Origin of the sequence: Belliella buryatensis (assembly GCF_900188245.1) — a bacterium.
Taxonomy (GTDB): domain Bacteria; phylum Bacteroidota; class Bacteroidia; order Cytophagales; family Cyclobacteriaceae; genus Belliella; species Belliella buryatensis.
In genome coordinates, this window is record NZ_FZOK01000003.1 from 241,889 (window position 1) to 259,092 (window position 17,204).

Here is a 17,204-nt window from a genome sequence, read left to right on the forward strand (position 1 = left end):
AACTACACTTTAATGGATTATATTATCTTTAACCTATATGTATATCCGCTTTCAAACCAGTAACCATATTTTATTAGGCACAAACCTTAAATTCAGCTGTTGTCGACTGTCGACCGGCGTCAGTCTACGATTATCCGCTTGAACCTTTCGTTTTATTGAATTACTGGTGTCATTGCGGATAATCATATTAACCTATTAACAAAGCGAGAAATTAATGAAAATTTACCAGAAAGAAATTCAACTTAAAAGTTATTCGAGAGGATATCATCTGATTACTGAAATAGTCGAGAATCAAATGCCTGAAATCAGGGAAATTCAAATGGGGATGATTAAGGTATTTATCAAACATACTTCAGCAGGACTGACGATCAATGAAAATGCAGATCCGACGGTAAGGAAAGACTTTGAAACCTTTATCAATGAGCTAGTTCCAGAAAGTTATCCACGATTTATCCACACTTATGAAGGTTCAGATGATATGCCTGCGCACTTAAAAAGCAGTATTTTGGGAAATAGTATTGAAATACCTATAACTGGTGGAAAACTCAACCTGGGAATTTGGCAAGGAATTTATCTCTGCGAATTCAGAGACCATGGAGGGCCTAGAAAACTGGTTTTGACTGCTTTTGGAGTTTGATTATTCTAGGTTTAAAGCAGCGATTTTTCGTTTGATTTTTCCGTAAAGACCTCCTTGGAATTGATCTATGACTTCACCATTTTCATTCAGAAGAACAAAAGTGGGATAGGTATTGATTTGATTTACTGTGCAGACAAAATTCGTCGGATCCCAAAGGGAAGTCCAAGTGACTAATTCCTTTTTGTAGATTGGGTTATTATTCTCAAATGTCTTTCTCGTTTTATCACTATAGATACTAATCACATTAAGTTTTCCTTCATATTGATCATAAACTTCCCTTAGCTCTGGAAGAATTTTTACACATCCAGCACAACCTGTAAATGTAAATTCTATTAGGGTAGGCTTACCTTTCAAGTCCTCCAGTGAGACAATCCCCCCTCCTTTATTTTCTAGTTCAAAAGCTGTAAACACTTCTCCCTTACCAGATTTAGTAAATTCTCTTTTTAGAAGATCGCTTTCTAGTTGTAAGTAAGTTTTATTTTGATGTAGTGAAGAGTCAATTTTCTCAATTAAAGATTCTAGTATGTCAGCCTCAAGTTGATTACTAATTGATCTTAGATTTGCAATAGCAACCAAATTGTCCAAATTTGATTCGATAATCTCGAGTTTTGCGGATAAAGTACTAGCATGGATTATTTGATTTTGGAGATTTTGATATCCATTAACTGGATCAATTTGGAGTTGAAAGGGATCTATTGTTCCAGTTATAGTATATTCACCTGGTACAACCCAAAAGCCTTTGCTTCCTAAAATTTTCCCTTTGTTTGTTAATTTCAGTAAGGAAATTTGTTCTATTTTTCCAACTTCAAAACCAGTCTTTTTATTACTCAAATCGTTTGATTGATATTCCTCACCTCCCATATAAAGGGTGAAATATTCATTCTTCTTTAACGTGCCTTTCAATTGAAAGTCAAGAATTGCATTTTGAGCAAATAAATTTGAACTGAGTAGGAAGGTTAAGAACAAATAGAAAAAAAACTTCATAATTAAAGTGTTAATGTTAAAAAAATTGATTTGCCAGTACTTGGGATAACTTTATTTTCAACGGTTTCTATTTCATTGTTGTTTAGTTTCAAAGTTTTAAATTTATAAAATGAAGGGTCAAAGTGTATTTCCCAGTCGCCATTTTCTTGTGTGACTTCTATCTTAATTTCATTCCCCTCCTTTTTGAATTTCATAGAAATGCTGTTGTCGGATATGATCACATTTTCGATTTTGGCTTCATTCCAAGCACTTGGCATTTGAGGTTTGATGTGGATAACTTTCTTTTCTGCATCAGGTTTGATCCCTAAAAACTGTGTTACGATTGGTACGGCATAGCTATACAAATTCCAAGCTTGAGCCATCATCCCATAGTCAGGAGAGACTTCGTAGATGGAGCCTGGAAGCGCAAAACCGAATGATCTTGTCATTCGCTTCAAATAATCAAGTGCTTGGTCTGGTCTGCCATAATTGTTTTCTGATATTGCTTGCACACCTGTTGGTAATGTCATCACCGCTCCTGTGTATGAAAACACCTTACTTCCTTCAAACTTCCCATCGGCTAACTCTGAACTTTCATCACGATCAATACCCGTCACAAAAACCCCAAAAGGATTGACAAATTTACTCCCTTTGTCTAGTGCTTTGATTGCCTTTTCATGATCTGCTATTCCCATTTCCATAGGCGTATTGACCACCCAGTTGTGAAAAAGTACAAATCCTTGCTTTTGATTTCTTGGATAGGTGGATAACTTCCTTTTATTAGCTTTCAATTCTTCGACAGCCCAAGGTTTATTTAAGGTATCAGCTCTTACAATTGCAGCATCGATCAATTTTAAAGCTTCTGAAGTAGTGCCTATAAAATCGGCATACGAACTGAATTCTTCAACCCAAAATTCTTCGTTTATTTTCTTTTTTAGCTGATCAGCCGTTTGTTGATAACTTTCGGATTGCGCTGTTTCTCCCATGACTTTTGCCATTTGAGCAGCATCAGCAAAGGCTATTTGCGTGTAAACTGCCACATCTATCATTTCTGATTCCAAGCCATGGATTTCCATCATGCCATAACCATCTGGAAAAAGATTCCCATCTTCATCATTTTCCTCCATCAACCATTTTAGACCTTTCTTGATAAAGGGATAATATTTTTCTAAAAACTCTTTATCTCCAGTCCATTGATAGACCCACCATATCAGAGAGGCAAACTGTGGTGTTTCATTGATATTTCCTGGATTGAAAATTACACCATTTGTACTGACTTCATGGATAACCTGACCATTGCCTTTAGATTCAGAGAGTTTGTGGATAAGTTCGATCGTGCGATAGACCAAATCCTTTCTTCCTGTGGCTATCGCTCCTTTTAGCGTGTATTCATTGTCCACACCAAACCACCAAGGATAATCCGGCATCCCCGCGCCAAGCCCTCGACCTACTTCAGGTACATCTCTCACCAGCCACTCGGTGTTATATTTCACCCACTCAAATGCTTCCTGCAATTCCTTATCCGGAATAGTTAACTTTGACATGGAAGCGATTCTTTCATAATGCTTGATTTTGTCTTTCAAGTAGGTTTCATAGTGTTGCGCCAAAAGGTCATAGGTTTTTTCAACATTTTGTTGAGAAGTATAAGAACCCGCTATGAAAACCTTGAGGGTCTTTTCTTCTTTTGATTTTAAGGATATTTTGTATTGCAGATTAGCAGAAGTTCCTTTTCCCTGTGGTGTATAGTTACAGTTTGGATCAGCCGATTCTGATGGTATTGCTATTTCATTTGAACCAAAAAGCACATGCCACTCATTGGATTGATCTTTTCCCCTCCATGTTTGCCTAATTTCATCAAAAACCAAGTTATCCACATCATCAATCATCCCTACTCTTTCACCTAGCCATGCAGGCATAAGGTCTGTGTAACCTGAAAAGTTAAAATCAAAAGTCTGCGTTTGATCACTCTTATTGGTAAAAGTGTATTCTATGATGAGGCCTTCTATTGCATCAGGAACAAATTGAAACCTTGAGATTTCTAAATCTGGGATGGTTGATTCAAAGACATGCTTGTTTCCAAATGGGAAGTTAACAAACTGATCAGCGCGATCTAGACAATATGAACTTCCGTCTAACTGAACCGAGTTAGTAAAGCCATCCATCAATTTGATTGGATGATTCCAAATTCCACCCATTTCACCTTCAACATGCCATCCTAAATCCGGGAAAGTTCCATTTTGATGCCCTACCATATAGACACGGTCACCTGCAGCAAAGAATGGAGAGTTGAGGTATTCTTTTTTTCCAATCAACTGAGGGCTGTCAGCTACAAGGTCTTGAAAACTTGATTTCGGAGATTCAGGTTTGCATCCAACAAGTAGAAGAATTGAAAAAAGAAAGTAGAGGTTGTTTGTGGCAAATTTATTCATAGGGAAAGATATAAGACTGAAAATTAAATTTAAGTCTTATATCTTAATTTTCACAGTTGCGCTTTGGGAAACAAGTTCACCGTCTTTGAATAAAATAACAAGTGGTATATATGCTTCACAAAGTCAAAAGAAAAGCCCCACTTCAAACCTACCATTTATTCAATCATAGCAAGCATGATTACATTACTGAGGAATCAAAAGATATTATTGAATTAAACTTTAAAGAAGCTAAAATATCGGGTAAATTTTTTTTAGATTTTACCGATATTCATTAAAAAATCGTACCTTTAGTGTGTGAAATATGAATTTAATATAGGGCAACTGAGTGAGATCACTTTGCAATTGATGCAATCTGTGCATAAGAAAAAGCAAAGGCTGGATGAATTCCGTCCAATTCCTTATGCAGTACTTGCCAATATTAGAGAAAACTTGAATGTAGAGTGGACATATAATTCCAATCACATTGAAGGAAATACGCTAACCTTGCAAGAGACCAGAATGGTGCTTGAAGATGGAATAACCGTAGGTGGCAAATCTTTGAACGAGCATTTGGAAATTGTCAATCACAAAGAGGCCATCACCTATGTACAGTCTCTGGCATCGGCAGATTATAAATTGACAGAAAGAGACGTCCTAGATGTGCACGAAATAGTCCTCAATAAAATCCAAAAGGATTTTGCTGGAAGATTCCGTACAGCAGGTGTTCGAATTGGAGGGGCTAATTTCATACCCCCAAATGCGCTTAGGGTCCCTGACTATATCACTGAACTGATTGAATGGGAGAATACTAGCACGATGGATATTCTTGAAAAAGTCACTTTATTTCATCATCGGTTTGTATGGGTTCATCCTTTTTTTGATGGTAATGGGCGTACGGTTCGTTTACTGATGAATTTGCTGCTTATGAAAGAAGGGTTTCCACCAGCGGTGATCTTAGGTGTGGACAGAAAGCGCTATTACCAAGCCCTGAATCTAGCCAACAATGGTAATTTTGATAAATTACTGTTTCTTATTGTTCAAGCTGTAGATAGGTCGCTGACGATTTATTTAAATAGTTTGGAAGATACAGCTGCTGATTTTGATGCTATTTCCAATATTGTCCAAGAGCCAGAAGTTCCCTATGGTCAAGAATACATCAGTCTGCTGGCGCGTCAAGGAAAAATAGAAGCCTACAAAGAAGGGCGCGTATGGTATACATCCAAAAAATCGGTTGAAAACTACCTAAAAAACAAGAAAGGGAAGAAATCTTAAATCTTCCCTTTTTTAATTAATCTTCCCATCCCCAAGGGGTCGGTGGGGTTTCTACCTCCTTGGTCAAATCAAACTTGACATTGATGGATGAGTCATTATTGATTCTTCTTAGGTTATATGAGAAAGAAGTATCATCTAAACTTATCCACCAAACATTGGTAGCAGCATAAGGAATCAAATCCGTAGTTTCTTTGTCAGCTGGGAAAAATTGTAGACGTGCCATTCCTGTATTGGAGCTGATCCCACCGTATTGTGTCACCCTGTCCTCTGAACCATCTTCGTGTCTGTGGTCATGTTTTAGCTTGATTACATTCCCTTCTTCCATCGTCAATACCCAAGTTCGTGAGTGATCGTCACCAACATGAAATGGAATGGTAATTTTGCCATCTTCGCAGGTTCTCACATGCATGACCAATTTTTTACCATAGAATTGATCATTTTCAGAGGCATTGATCATTTCTCCTTCAAAGGATCTACCACAAAGCTTGGATAGATTTTCCCAAAAAACCAACGACCCAGGACCTTGGGGTCCTTGATCTCTTTGAGCATGGACTTTAACACCTACAAATAGCATGATGAGAAGTGCGATAGATAGTTTCTTCATGTTGTTATTAGATTTTGTACAATCAATTTGTGTAAAATTTTTAATTAAAGATTATTACTAACGATAGCCAATAAAAGGAATAAAATTTATAATGCCCAAACACTTTATATAAACAGTAGGTTTTATATATAATGAATTATAAGCGTTTATTAGTTTGGTTTAGGAATGACTTAAGGCTGCATGATCATGCAGCCTTATTTTCAGCCGTAGAAAAAGGGGATGAAATAATTCCAGTATACTGCTTTGACCCACGACAATTTAAGAGTCTAGATCTAGGTATTCCCAAGACAGGGAGTCATAGAGCAAAATTCTTGATGGAGTCAGTGGATAATTTGAAAAAGAAACTTAAGGAATTGGGCTCGGATTTATTGGTCTTAGAAGGTCATCCTGAAGAGTTGATTCCCAAAATTGCTCGGGAACATGGCGTTCATGGTGTTTATTTTTCCGAGGAGGTAACTTCCGAGGAAAAAAAAGTGGAAGAGGCTTTAGAAAGTGCTTTATGGAAATTGGGGATTGAAACATTCACTTTTTGGCAAAGTACACTTTTCCACATGGAGGATTTACCATTTCCTGTGAATCAGACACCCGAGGTTTTTACTCAATTTAGAAAAGAATGTGAGAAGTTTTCTAAAATAAGGAAAACGTATCCAAAACCTCAAAAGATAAATTCGCCAAATATCAACTGGGGTAAAATGCCTCTGTTGTCAAAATATGGTTTGGAGAAACCTGCCAATTCATCTCAGGCTGTAATTGTGTTCGAAGGTGGAGAGGATGAAGGAATCAGGCGACTCCAAACTTACTTCTGGGAGAATGACTGCTTAAAAACTTACAAAGAAACTAGAAATGGTCTTTTGGGTGCTGATTACAGCAGTAAGTTTTCAGCTTGGTTGGCATTGGGTTGTTTATCTCCAAGGTTCATCTATGAAGAAGTCAAGCGCTACGAAAGGGAAAGAAAGAAAAATCAGTCTACTTATTGGTTGATCTTTGAGTTAATTTGGAGAGACTACTTCAGGTTTATTGCTAAAAAGCATGGAAACAAGATATTCCAAGTATCAGGAATCAAAAACACTGTGGATAACTGGGTAAGAAATGAACAGCTTTTCCAAAAATGGACTGAAGGAAATACGGGTATTCCATTCATAGATGCGAACATGAGGGAATTGAATGCGACAGGGTTTATGTCTAATCGCGGAAGGCAAAATGTAGCTTCATTTTTAGTCAATGACCTGAATATTGATTGGAGGTGGGGTGCAGCTTATTTCGAAAGTCAATTGATAGACTACGATGTTTGTTCCAATTGGGGGAATTGGATGTATGTTGCTGGAGTTGGAAATGACCCTAGAGAAAACAGGTATTTCAATATCCTCAAACAAGCGCATAATTACGATCGAAAGGGAGAGTATATTCGTCATTGGATACCAGAACTTGATCCGATTCAGGGATTTGACATCCATCAACCTTTCGAGTTATCCACAAAGCAATTGAAGGAATCAGGTGTTTCCCTAGGAGGCACTTATCCACATCCGATGGTCAAAATACCGAAGTTTTAATTTGATTAAACCGCAAAAGAAGGCTGGGAAACGCAAAGGGAAGTTGACCCCGACTAAGCGTAGTTTGTAACTAAGCCTAAATATTTTTAATGATTTATGTATCCAAAGTTAGTATAATCTTCTTATTAAAAATCTTGCATTTCAGTTTGTAAAATGCAACTATATTTGGTTACTTTGAGTTATGTCAAAAAAAGCTAAGCTTCTAAGTAGGTTTTTGAATATGCCATCAGACTTTCATTACGATGAGCTTGTCAAGCTTCTTGGATATTTTGGTTTTGAAGAGATTAAAGTTGGCAAGACAGCTGGGTCTAGAGTTAGATTTCAAGATGAACATGGCACGCCAATTATGTTACATAAACCTCATCCAAACGGGATTATGAAGCTGTATCAACTCAAACAAATTAAGGAATTATTAAAACTATGAAACATCTAAATTATAAAGGATATACAGGAAGTATCGAATACAGTCCTGAAGATAGTATGCTGTATGGGAAAGTAATTGGTATTAAGGGGCTTATTTCATATGAAGGAGAGACTGGAAAGCTTCTTGAAGAAGATTTTAAGTTGGCTGTAGACAGCTATTTATCAGATTGTAAACAAAATGGGATTTCTCCTGAGAAACCATTTAAGGGTAGTTTTAATGTAAGAATTTCTTCAACCTTACACCAAAAAGCTGCACTCTTGGCTATGGAGGCAAAAACATCTTTGAATAATATAGTAGCTGAGGCTATTAGATTACATATTGAGAAAGAGGAGGTGTGATTAAGATGAATTTAAACTTCATTCATTTTTATTAACATGAAATTTTCTATTGGGTCTGTAGAATGTAAAATAGTCAGCGATTATCATAAAAATCACAAACAATATTGATCCAAAAATCTCTTTCATTTGTACAACATTTTCAAAATCAAATCTGATCATAAGAAAATAATGTGAAACTCCTCCAAGTAAACTTATAGGTAGACTTAATTTAAGAAAATAGTTTTTGTAGTTTGGATATCTTTTTAACCAATTATTCTTTTTCACTACTTAAGCATTTGATTTGAAGCTTTCGCTAAAAAAGTCTGAACATATTCTAAACTTAACTCTCTCTCTTCAAACATCCCCACGTGTCCAACTCCTTCTAATTCATGGTAGGCAGTAGCAAATGCTTCATGTTCTTTGCTTGCCTCTATTTTTATAGCAGGATCTAAGGTGCCGGCGATCATTAGTTTTGCGCCTCCAAAAGTTTTCCACACTTCAAATCTGTCTTTTCGGTCTCGCATGGCTTCGATGTATGCGATGACAGTTTTCTTAGCTGTCTTTTTTCCGTATTGAATCAAGGTAGCGATTTCTTCTTCCAATCGTACTTGATGCTGAGCGGAGAAGAGAGGGGGAACGAAAGAGTCTATGAACTTTTCCACACCATGTTTTTTGATAAATGTTATGGTTTTATCTCGGGTGTGCTTTTTTTCTTGGTCATCAGCAAATGCCGTGGAATGAAACAATCCGATACCTCCAAGCTCCGAACCCATCAACTCCGCCATAGCCAAAGCAACATAACCTCCAAGAGAATGGCCTATGATGATAGGCTTTTGGATTTTTTGTTCTTCCATCCAATCATGAAGGGTAACTGCTACTTCTTCAAGGTTCAATTGTGAAGCTTTTAATGATGACTCACCAAAACCAGGTAGATCAAGACAGTAAACAGTGTGGCTTTCTGAAAGTTGTACGGAAAAAGTTTTCCACATTTCCTTCGTTTCACAAAATCCATGAAGTAAGATGATTGGATTTCCAGCGCCTTGTTTGGTAAAAGAGATCATAAATTAAAATATTAGTATATAGTATTTGAATTTATAAAATAATTCTTAGTTTTATGGGGTATAGTTTATAAATGCTATCAAAAATAAAGATAGATCCAGTAATTGATACTTATTTAGAAAATTTATGAAACAACTATTCCCTTTTATTCTATTAACATTGTTGGGTTGTTCAAATCAGGAAGAAAACCTATATTTTGATAAATATGTAATTTTTAAACCTCAAGATGTTCCTGAAATAAATATTTTTTCTGCAAAGAGAGAATTACCTGAATTATTATATCCATACAATATTTCTGGCAAAGAGGGTAAATATATTTTCGTAATTGAAGACAGTAAGATTCCAGAAGAAAATAATTTTATCCACATTTATAATCCTATTACCCTTGAACATATTAATCAAAAAGGTGTAATAGGGTTCGGGCCTAACGAGATTCCCTATGTTTCATTAATTGACGTTGGTTTTGATGAGGATAATTTCTGGGCGTATAGCGCAGTGGACAAAAAAATATCAAGGTTCAATTTACTTGATCAATCACCTTATTCTGTTGAGCAATTTAGGCAGCCTGAGAGTTTTTTTAAAATGATTCGAATGATTAGTTCTTCAGATTCGACGTACCTGGGAGTCTCAATTGATGAACCAAACAGATTAGTCGAATATCACAAAGATGGAAGAAAAATAGCTGGATATGGTGAATGGGAGCCTGTTAAAACCAAACAAGAAATGGACAACTATTTACTCAGTACTCTTAACTCAAGTTGGTTCATTGGTGATGAATCAAAAAGATACTTTATTACTGCGTGTGTACATAGAGATAGACTAGAAATTTTTGACTATCATACCAAAAAATTTGTGGTCATAGATGGGCCTGATTTAGACATTCCACCATTTGATATTGTCGGTCCTGCTAATAAATCGGAATTAATCCTAGATATAAAAAGTAACCCATACCGGTACAGGGATGTAAGTATAACAAGAAATTATATTTATGCGCTATATGGTGGCATAAGAGAAAATGAATTTAGAGAGACAGGGATTTTAGCAAGGAAAATTTTTGTATTCTCATTAATTGGAGAGCCTGTGATAGTTCTTAATCTAGATAGGTCATTAAGAGCTATAACTGTAGATGAAACAGCAGGGAAAATATTTGGGGTAACAACCGACAAAGATCCGAATATTGCATATTTTGATATTCCAGATATTTTAAAGAAATAAAAAAAGCCTTGCTGAATTTACAGCAAGGCCTCTACTAAAATATCTTCGTCTAAAACTTCCCAATGAATTCCTTCTCCATTTCCGATCAGTCTATATTGATTTAGTTCTTCAGTACTAGCTGATTTGAGTTTTCTAAACCATTCTAAAGGTATCCCTATTTCTCTTTCATCATCGAGTAATACATAGAATTTGGTTTTGTCAAACCAGACTTTTTTTGCTAAAGGAGATTTATGGATTGGAAAGTTTTTCATATCAAGATAAAGCTTGAATTGGAAAGACTTATATCTACTAACTTACCCGCCGTGACAGATCAAGTATCTTTTAATTTCAACCCTTCACCTGTACTTCAACCAGTTCCCTTACAGCATCTGCAATTCCTTCTGGGTCGAAGCCACATTCTCTATGTAATTCGATTTGCTCTCCATGCTCTACTATTCTATCAGGAATCCCTAATCTCTTCACTTGAGCTGAATACCCATTATCAGTCATCCATTCTATTACAGCAGAACCAAAGCCTCCCATCAGCGCTCCATCTTCTACAGTGATCACTTTCTTGAACTTTCCGAAGATTTCTTGAAGCAGCTCTTCATCCAAGGGCTTCACGAATCGCATATCATAGTGCGCAGGATTCAAGCCTTCTTCAGCAAGTTTTTCTGTCGCCTCCACCGCATAGTTTCCTATGTGTCCGATTGTCAAGATGGCTACTTCTTCACCTTCTTTTACAACTCTACCCTGACCGATTGGAATCTCGCGCATGGCTGTTCTCCACTCTGGCATCACTCCTTGACCTCTAGGGTAGCGAATGGAGAATGGGCCTTGATATTGCGTAGCGGTGTACATCAGATTTCTCAGCTCCTCTTCATTCATCGGAGCAGTCACTACCATATTTGGGATACATCTGAAATAAGGGATGTCATAGGCACCATGGTGTGTAGGTCCATCAGCGCCAGCAAATCCAGCTCTGTCTAAGCAGAATACAACTTGCAAATTTTGCAAAGCGACATCATGTACAACTTGATCATAAGCACGCTGCATGAAAGAACTGTAAATATTACAAAAAGGAATCAGGCCTTGGGTAGCTAAACCGGCAGAAAAAGTTACAGCGTGCTGTTCAGCGATTCCAACGTCAAATGCTCTATCTGGCATTTCTTTCATCATGATGTTGAGAGAAGAACCTGAGGGCATTGCTGGGGTGATCCCCATGATTTTATCATTTTCCTTGGCTAGCTCTACAAGTGTATGACCAAATACATCTTGATACTTAGGTGCTTGAGGTGCGGTTGGTGTCTTTTTATATATTTCGCCAGTTACTTTGTCAAATAATCCTGGTGCATGCCAAGTGGTTTTGTTGCCATTTTCTGCTGGAGCATAGCCTTTACCCTTGACTGTCACACAGTGAAGAATTTTAGGACCTGGGATATTTTTCATATCCTCAAGGATCTCTGCTAGGTGATTGACATCATGTCCATCTACTGGGCCAAAATACCTGAGGTTAAGCGATTCGAAAAGGTTGCTTTGCTTGAGCAAGGTGGACTTAATCGCGCCTTCTACTTTAGAAATCACTTCTTGAGCGGAGGTACCAAACTTGCTGAATTTTCCTAGCAAATTCCAAACTTCATCCTTAACCTTATTGTAGGTCTGAGAAGTAGTGATATCAGTAAGGTAGTCCTTGAGTGCGCCCACATTGGGGTCAATTGACATACAGTTGTCATTCAAAATAATCAGCAAGTTAGTATCAGATACACCAGCATGATTCATTGCTTCAAAAGCCATCCCTCCAGTCATTGAGCCATCACCAATGACAGCTACATGTTGCTTTTGCTTTTGTCCTTTATACTTAGAAGCTACAGCCATCCCCAAAGCTGCTGAGATCGAAGTACTGGAGTGGCCTACGCCAAAAGTATCATATTCACTTTCTTTTCTTTTAGGAAAACCAGATAGCCCTCCATAAATTCTATTGGTGTGAAATTGATCTTTTCTGCCAGTAAGGATTTTGTGACCATAGGCTTGATGCCCTACATCCCATACCAACTGATCTTCCGGAGTATTCAGTACATAGTGCAATGCAACGGTCAATTCAACCACACCTAAACTCGCCCCAAAGTGACCTCCGTAAATAGACACATTATCTACAATAAATTGACGTAGTTCATCACAGATTTGTACCAATTGATCTTTAGAGAATTTCTTTAGATCGGCTGGGGAGTCGATCTGAGCGAGTAATTTGCCTGGTGTTATGATCATTTTGAAGCTTTTGACTTTTAAAAGTAATAAACTCTCTCAAGTTATGATTGTTTTTGTACTTTTCAATATTCAAGCCATATCTATTAGAAACCGCATATTTATCTTCACAGAGATATAATTTAGCATTTATTTAGATATCTTTGAATGCCTGAGAATTGCAAAATTAAGATAAATAAAATAGTATCCAGTGAGTTTTGAGATCAAATTGCCTCTTTTCGAAGGACCCTTCGATCTGATGCTCTTCTTTATCGAGAGAGATGAGCTGGACATCTATGATATCCCTATCTCCAAGATCACCAACGACTTTTTGGAATACATCCACCAATTGGAGAAAATGGAAATAGAAGTAGCCAGTGATTTTATTTTATTTGCTGCCACCCTAATGAAAATCAAATCCAAGATGCTAATCCCAAGACCTCAGCTCAATGAAGAAGGAGAGGAAATCGATCCGAGGGAGGAATTGGTCAGACACCTGCTAGAATACAAAAAATATAAATCTGTCATAGGTGATTTGGCTTTAATGGAGGAAACCAAACTTTCAAAAGAAAAACGAGGCAACATCACCGCAGAGCTCAAGCAACTTTCAAAAATAGACGATGTAGAAGCAGAAGTACAAGATTTGGATCTTTACAAAATGCTAAGGGTATACCAAAAAGTAATGGCCAAGTTTACCGCTAGAACAGATGAAACCAAGCATACAGTCATCCAATATCCTTACACCATTGAACAACAGAAAGATTTTGTCTTGGAAAAAGTAAGTTTCAGAGCTCAAGTGCCTTTCACAGAATTCATCGAATACAAACCGGATAAAATATTTGTCATCTACACTTTTTTGGCAATTTTGGAACTCCTTCAGCTTTCTATGGTTACCATCAAGATAGGAGAAGGTTTTAATAATTTCTGGGTAGAAAAAACGGAGCCAGTCACCACGGCTTAGTGTATGAAGTTAGATAATAAGAAGATTTTTGAGACGCTTAACCCCAATAAGGTCTGGGTTCCTGTGCTGATTGGACTTGCTATTGTGTTTCTAATGTTTTACTTAGATCCGAATGTAAATGCCAAAACACTTAGAGGTGTCTTTGATGCCTCTTTCTTAGGAATCTTCCTTGCTGTGATCTTTATTCTTTTCCGAGATATTGGCTATGTCTACCGCATACGAACCATCACAGACAAAAAACTTACTTGGGTCAGGGCGATCTATGTAATTATCTTATGGGAGTTTGCCTCGGCGGTGACTCCATCCATTGTGGGAGGTACGGCTGTAGCGATATTTATTCTTAACAAAGAAGGAATCAAATTAGGTAAGGCCATCGCTTATGTAATGGTGACTGCTATTTTAGACAACTTGTTCTTTGTAATTGGTGCACCAATCATACTCTTTCTAGCCAAAGGAGAGATTTTCCCAGCCAGCAGGGTTATGGAAATGCGCTTGGGCAATAGCTTAGAAATCCTCTTTTGGAGCAGCTATGGCTTGTATACACTCTACTCTGTGGTAATGGCTGCTGCACTATTCTATAGACCGAGGGTATTTAAATGGGTCTTGTTGAAAATCTACTCTATCAAGTGGCTCGTTAAGTGGAAGCATGCAGCCCACGAATATGGTAATCAGATCATTGAAGCATCCAAAGAGCTCAAAGGAAAGAAAAAAGACTATTGGCTACCTATCATCGGAGCAACGATCTTTATCTGGAGTTCAAGATATCTAATGCTCAATGCACTGATCTCAGCTTACGAATCTTTGTCTTGGACAGAGCATATTATAATATTCGCTAGACAGGTGATCATGTGGATCGTGATGATGATTTCTCCAACACCTGGTAGTAGCGGTACTGCTGAGTTTTTCTTCAGTCAATTCTTCAGAGAATTCCTTTCTGGCTACACATTTGTCACGAGTATCTTATGGAGAATGCTATCCTATTATCCATATTTGATTTTAGGAGCGATTTTCCTTCCTAAGTGGATCCGTCAGGTTTTCTTCAAGAAAAAATAATAGTCGCATCATCCTTAATTGTATAGGGTTCAAATGAAAAAATAATGTTCAAAGCACTCAATCTACAAGAGATCAGTGAAATCGTAAGCAACACCCATGAATCCCTCGTGGAAGTGCTTGAAGTGCTACACATCATCATCGATTCTAGAGCTGTCATTCAACCTGAACAATCACTTTTTGTGGCTTTGAAAGGAGCGAAGTTTGATGGTCATGATTTTATTCCCGAGCTATTTGATTTGGGCGTGAGAAATTTTCTGGTCAAAAAAGGCTATCAAGCACACAGTGCCATTAGCCAAGAAGTAAACTTGATTCATGTCAATGATACCAAAAAAGCCCTTCAGCAGCTAGCTGCCTACCAAAGAAGGTTATTTGATAAGCCTGTAGTAGCTATTACCGGAAGCAATGGTAAAACCATTATCAAGGAATGGCTTGGGCAGATCTTGTCTCAACAATTTGCTGTAGCCAAAAGCCCTAAAAGCTACAATAGTCAAGTCGGCGTACCCCTATCGGTATTTGGAATAGAAGCATATCACCAAGTAGCTGTCCTTGAGGCAGGTATTTCTAAGCCCAATGAAATGCCAGCCCTAGCAGAGATCATCAAGCCAGACATTGGAATATTCAGTAATATCGGCACAGCTCATGAAGAAGGTTTTGAATCCATGCAGCAAAAGATGCAAGAAAAAGCACTGCTTTTCAAGGATGCTCGATACCTAATATACAGAAAAGATCAAGCTGCTGTTGCTGCCTATCTTGAACAAAAATTTGAATCAAGTAGATTGATTTCATGGTCTGAACATCCCGGTGCAGACTATACACTATCTATCAAAAAAGAAGCAGAAAGAACCAAAATCATCCTACTCAAACCTGATTTGGGCATGTTTACTTTTCAAGTAGCTTTTGCTGATGAAGCTTCTCTGGAAAATATACGACATGTCATCGTCGCGGCGCTCAGCTTAGGAATGTCAGAGCAACAAATCCAAGAGGGTATCAATCACCTGAAGGCAGTGGATATGCGCTTGACCCTCAAGTCCGGCTATAATGAGAGCATCATCATCGATGACACTTACAACAATGACCTAGCAGGACTCAAACTGGCATTGGATTTTATGGCTGCCCAAAGGCCAAAAAATAGAAAAGTCTTGATCCTATCTGACCTGATGCAGGTAGGGAAAGCGGATGAAGTCTATCAGGAAGTGGGAAACTTAATCCATTTCTACCAGATAGATTTGTTGATAGGAGTTGGACTAGATATATCGCGTTTGCGAGAATTCTTGTCCTGTGAGCAACGATTCTATTCTAATACTGAAGAGCTATTAGTGGATTTACGAGAAGATACTTTTGAAAATGACTTGATCTTAGTCACTGGTGCGAGGGATTTCGGATTTGAGCGGATTGTCAACAAGCTACAGCAAAGAATACACGGAACCACCTTAGAGATCAACCTCAATGCGCTGACGCACAATTATAATTTCTACAAGACCAAAGTAAATCCAAGTACCAAGATCATGGTGATGGTCAAAGCTTTTGCTTATGGCGGAGGGGCTACTGAGATAGCCAATCACCTCCAACAGCTCAAAGCTGATTACTTGGCTGTAGCCTACACAGATGAAGGAGTAGCGCTGAGAGAACAAGGCATCAAACTTCCCATCATGGTACTCAACCCTTCTCAGGATGCTTTTCATCTATTACAGAAGCATGAACTAGAGCCCGTGGTCTATAGCCCTTCCTTTTTCAGACAATTGGGCAAATATTGTAGGACACAGCATGTCAGTATGAAGATTCATCTAGACTTGGATACTGGGATGCACCGTCTTGGGTTCGATATCAGCCAATTGGCTGAACTGAAGGAGCTGATTCAGCAGTTTCCAGAATTAATAGTCGCTAGTTTGTATACACACTTGGTAGGTGCGGATGAAGCTACTCACGAAGATTTTTCGATCAAGCAACTGGAGCTTTTCTCAAAAATGTGCTCACAGATTTCGGTTTTTTTGGGATTTATGCCTCTTCGCCATGCACTCAATTCCGCGGGCATTATTCGATATCCAGCATACCAATTTGACATGGTTCGCTTAGGTATAGGCTTGTATGGAGTAGAAGTGAATGGGCTTTATGATTCCGCCCTGAGGCCGATTTCCTCTTTAAAAACGACCATTTCACAGATCAAAACGATCGAAGCAGGAGAAACGATCGGCTACGGCCGAAAAGGTAAAATGAAGAACTCTGGTAAAACCGCCACCATTGCCATAGGCTATGCAGATGGATATGACCGAAGATTCAGCAATGGTCAAGGCTATGTACTCATACATGGTCAAAAAGCTCCAATCATCGGCAATGTCTGTATGGACATGTGCATGGTAGATATCACAGGCATAGAGGTCAAGGAAGGGGACGAAGTATTGATCTACGGGCCTGGTATCTCTCTCAAAGAACTCGCCAATCAAATCGGTACAATCCCCTATGAATTATTGACCAATATCAGCAGCAGGGTAAAGCGAGTTTATTACTTGGATTAGTAATTAAA

General features: G+C 38.0%; 15 protein-coding genes. 9 read left to right on the forward strand and 6 right to left on the reverse strand.

Annotation, left to right across the window (positions count from 1 at the left end):
- The first annotated feature begins 214 nt into the window (after positions 1-214).
- A complete protein-coding gene (locus CHB66_RS04680) occupies positions 215-637 on the forward strand; it encodes a secondary thiamine-phosphate synthase enzyme YjbQ (RefSeq protein ID WP_089238463.1) in 423 nt (140 codons plus the stop codon).
- On the opposite strand, the gene CHB66_RS04685 is transcribed toward CHB66_RS04680, so the two are convergent.
- Both CHB66_RS04685 and CHB66_RS04690 read right to left on the reverse strand, forming a co-directional pair.
- Complete coding sequence (locus CHB66_RS04685; RefSeq protein WP_089238465.1) at positions 638-1,621, reverse strand: TlpA family protein disulfide reductase; 984 nt, start codon at positions 1,619-1,621, stop codon at positions 638-640.
- Between the two features lie 2 nt (positions 1,622-1,623).
- Entirely contained in the window at positions 1,624-4,029 is a 2,406-nt protein-coding gene (locus tag CHB66_RS04690) for an alpha-L-rhamnosidase-related protein (RefSeq protein ID WP_089238467.1), read from the reverse strand.
- A gap of 294 nt (positions 4,030-4,323) precedes the next feature.
- Here CHB66_RS04690 and CHB66_RS04695 point away from each other — a divergent pair, with 294 nt between their 5' ends.
- A complete protein-coding gene (locus CHB66_RS04695) occupies positions 4,324-5,280 on the forward strand; it encodes a Fic family protein (protein ID WP_212668438.1) in 957 nt (318 codons plus the stop codon).
- Between the two features lie 16 nt (positions 5,281-5,296).
- On the opposite strand, the gene CHB66_RS04700 is transcribed toward CHB66_RS04695, so the two are convergent.
- Entirely contained in the window at positions 5,297-5,884 is a 588-nt protein-coding gene (locus tag CHB66_RS04700) for a hypothetical protein (RefSeq protein ID WP_089238469.1), read from the reverse strand.
- Positions 5,885-6,015: 131 nt separating this feature from the next.
- Here CHB66_RS04700 and CHB66_RS04705 point away from each other — a divergent pair, with 131 nt between their 5' ends.
- From CHB66_RS04705 to CHB66_RS04715, 3 genes are all read left to right on the forward strand, one after another.
- Positions 6,016-7,434 carry a DASH family cryptochrome gene (locus tag CHB66_RS04705; RefSeq protein ID WP_089238471.1) on the forward strand — a complete coding sequence of 473 codons (1,419 nt, stop codon included), beginning with the start codon at positions 6,016-6,018 and terminating at the stop codon, positions 7,432-7,434.
- Between the two features lie 181 nt (positions 7,435-7,615).
- Positions 7,616-7,858 (forward strand): type II toxin-antitoxin system HicA family toxin, encoded by a 243-nt coding sequence (locus CHB66_RS04710; protein WP_089238473.1) that lies wholly within the window; start codon positions 7,616-7,618, stop codon positions 7,856-7,858.
- Positions 7,855-8,196 carry a type II toxin-antitoxin system HicB family antitoxin gene (locus CHB66_RS04715; protein ID WP_089238475.1) on the forward strand — a complete coding sequence of 114 codons (342 nt, stop codon included), beginning with the start codon at positions 7,855-7,857 and terminating at the stop codon, positions 8,194-8,196. The genes CHB66_RS04710 and CHB66_RS04715 overlap by 4 nt, the downstream gene beginning before the upstream one ends.
- Before the next feature lie 263 nt (positions 8,197-8,459).
- On the opposite strand, the gene CHB66_RS04725 is transcribed toward CHB66_RS04715, so the two are convergent.
- On the reverse strand, positions 8,460-9,236 hold the full coding sequence (locus CHB66_RS04725; protein WP_089238479.1) for an alpha/beta fold hydrolase: 777 nt from the start codon (positions 9,234-9,236) through the stop codon (positions 8,460-8,462).
- Positions 9,237-9,360: 124 nt separating this feature from the next.
- Between CHB66_RS04725 and CHB66_RS04730 the strand changes: the two genes are divergently transcribed.
- Entirely contained in the window at positions 9,361-10,449 is a 1,089-nt protein-coding gene (locus tag CHB66_RS04730) for a BF3164 family lipoprotein (RefSeq protein WP_089238481.1), read from the forward strand.
- Positions 10,450-10,466: 17 nt separating this feature from the next.
- Here the strand turns inward: CHB66_RS04730 and CHB66_RS04735 are convergent, their stop codons facing one another.
- Both CHB66_RS04735 and dxs read right to left on the reverse strand, forming a co-directional pair.
- The gene (locus CHB66_RS04735) at positions 10,467-10,700 is read right to left on the reverse strand and encodes a DUF2442 domain-containing protein (protein ID WP_170932430.1); all 234 of its coding nucleotides are present in this window, start codon (positions 10,698-10,700) and stop codon (positions 10,467-10,469) included.
- A gap of 76 nt (positions 10,701-10,776) precedes the next feature.
- A complete protein-coding gene (gene dxs / locus CHB66_RS04740; RefSeq protein WP_089238483.1) occupies positions 10,777-12,693 on the reverse strand; it encodes a 1-deoxy-D-xylulose-5-phosphate synthase in 1,917 nt (638 codons plus the stop codon).
- Positions 12,694-12,880: 187 nt separating this feature from the next.
- Here dxs and CHB66_RS04745 point away from each other — a divergent pair, with 187 nt between their 5' ends.
- From CHB66_RS04745 to CHB66_RS04755, 3 genes are read left to right on the forward strand one after another with little or no spacing between them, the layout of a single operon-like run.
- Positions 12,881-13,630 (forward strand): segregation and condensation protein A, encoded by a 750-nt coding sequence (locus CHB66_RS04745; protein ID WP_089238485.1) that lies wholly within the window; start codon positions 12,881-12,883, stop codon positions 13,628-13,630.
- A gap of 3 nt (positions 13,631-13,633) precedes the next feature.
- Complete coding sequence (locus CHB66_RS04750) at positions 13,634-14,683, forward strand: lysylphosphatidylglycerol synthase transmembrane domain-containing protein (RefSeq protein ID WP_089238487.1); 1,050 nt, start codon at positions 13,634-13,636, stop codon at positions 14,681-14,683.
- 44 nt (positions 14,684-14,727) lie between these two features.
- Positions 14,728-17,196, forward strand: a complete 2,469-nt coding sequence (locus CHB66_RS04755; protein ID WP_089238489.1) for a bifunctional UDP-N-acetylmuramoyl-tripeptide:D-alanyl-D-alanine ligase/alanine racemase — start codon at positions 14,728-14,730, stop codon at positions 17,194-17,196.
- The last annotated feature ends 8 nt before the right edge of the window (positions 17,197-17,204 follow it).

Bases quoted from the DNA above. Each gene is read 5' to 3' on its own strand.
- CHB66_RS04685 (WP_089238465.1), bottom strand. From the start codon at position 1,621: ATGAAGTTTTTTTTCTATTTGTTCTTAACCTTCCTACTCAGTTCAAAT.
- dxs (WP_089238483.1), bottom strand. From the start codon at position 12,693: ATGATCATAACACCAGGCAAATTACTCGCTCAGATCGACTCCCCAGCC.
- CHB66_RS04710 (WP_089238473.1), top strand. From the start codon at position 7,616: ATGTCAAAAAAAGCTAAGCTTCTAAGTAGGTTTTTGAATATGCCATCA.
- CHB66_RS04700 (WP_089238469.1), bottom strand. From the start codon at position 5,884: ATGAAGAAACTATCTATCGCACTTCTCATCATGCTATTTGTAGGTGTT.
- CHB66_RS04690 (WP_089238467.1), bottom strand. From the start codon at position 4,029: ATGAATAAATTTGCCACAAACAACCTCTACTTTCTTTTTTCAATTCTT.
- CHB66_RS04755 (WP_089238489.1), top strand. From the start codon at position 14,728: ATGTTCAAAGCACTCAATCTACAAGAGATCAGTGAAATCGTAAGCAAC.
- CHB66_RS04750 (WP_089238487.1), top strand. From the start codon at position 13,634: ATGAAGTTAGATAATAAGAAGATTTTTGAGACGCTTAACCCCAATAAG.
- CHB66_RS04730 (WP_089238481.1), top strand. From the start codon at position 9,361: ATGAAACAACTATTCCCTTTTATTCTATTAACATTGTTGGGTTGTTCA.
- CHB66_RS04705 (WP_089238471.1), top strand. From the start codon at position 6,016: ATGAATTATAAGCGTTTATTAGTTTGGTTTAGGAATGACTTAAGGCTG.
- CHB66_RS04735 (WP_170932430.1), bottom strand. From the start codon at position 10,700: ATGAAAAACTTTCCAATCCATAAATCTCCTTTAGCAAAAAAAGTCTGG.
- CHB66_RS04715 (WP_089238475.1), top strand. From the start codon at position 7,855: ATGAAACATCTAAATTATAAAGGATATACAGGAAGTATCGAATACAGT.
- CHB66_RS04725 (WP_089238479.1), bottom strand. From the start codon at position 9,236: ATGATCTCTTTTACCAAACAAGGCGCTGGAAATCCAATCATCTTACTT.
- CHB66_RS04680 (WP_089238463.1), top strand. From the start codon at position 215: ATGAAAATTTACCAGAAAGAAATTCAACTTAAAAGTTATTCGAGAGGA.